This window comes from Thalassolituus sp. UBA6592 (assembly GCF_002433655.1).
Lineage (GTDB): Bacteria > Pseudomonadota > Gammaproteobacteria > Pseudomonadales > Oceanobacteraceae > Venatoribacter.
In genome coordinates this window covers 1-774 of sequence record NZ_DJIO01000064.1, presented here as the reverse complement: position 1 = coordinate 774, position 774 = coordinate 1, and the positions used below count along the sequence as shown (strand labels likewise).

The following is a 774-nucleotide window of genomic DNA, read 5'->3' as shown; positions in this document are numbered from 1 at the left end:
CGCCATCTTGAGGGGGTGGTGAGCTAAGCTCGTGCGAGTTCGAGTCTCGCCATCCGCACCAAATTACTGAAAAGCGAACACGGTTCGCTTTTTTTGTTTAAAGCGCATATAATGCGCGTGCTTTGATAGAGCACTACTAAAAAGCCCCTCAAGTCAGGGGCTTTTTAGTAGTCGCTTTTCAGACACAGGCCCGGGCGGCATAAGTCGCTGAGGCGTACCGGAATCCGGGCTGTGGCGCGGGTTGCGGTCTGCATAAGGCAGGTAGCGGACTGGGCACTGAGTGGCCCAGTTTTTGTTTGTGGTGAGGGTAGATATTTGGCAAAAGATGCGCAGTTAAAAGAACTGTTGGCACCAGTGGTGGAATCCATGGGATTCACTTTCTGGGGGCTGGAGTTTATGCCGAACGGCAAGCGCTCAATGTTGCGGGTTTTTATAGATAAACCGGACGGAATCACCGTCGACCATTGTGCAGAAGTCAGCCGCCAGATCAGTGCGGTTCTGGACGTGGAAGATCCGATTACTCAGGAATACACACTGGAAGTATCGTCCCCCGGGATGGATCGTCCATTGTTCACGCTTGAGCAGTTCAAGCAGTACGCAAACCATATTATCGAGTTGCGTCTGCGTATGCCCTTTGACGGGCGTCGTAAATTCAAAGGCCAATTAATTGGTGTCGAACAGGAAGATGTAGTGCTGGTCGTTGATGAGCACGAATATCTGCTGCCGATTGAACTGATTGAAAAAGCCAATGTTGTTCCACAATTCAAGGATTAA

General features: G+C 50.4%; 1 protein-coding gene. It reads left to right on the top strand.

Going from position 1 to position 774, the window contains the following annotated elements:
• The first annotated feature begins 315 nt into the window (after window positions 1-315).
• Entirely contained in the window at window positions 316-774 is a 459-nt protein-coding gene (rimP, locus tag B2Z72_RS05775; protein ID WP_297004353.1) for a ribosome maturation factor RimP, read from the top strand.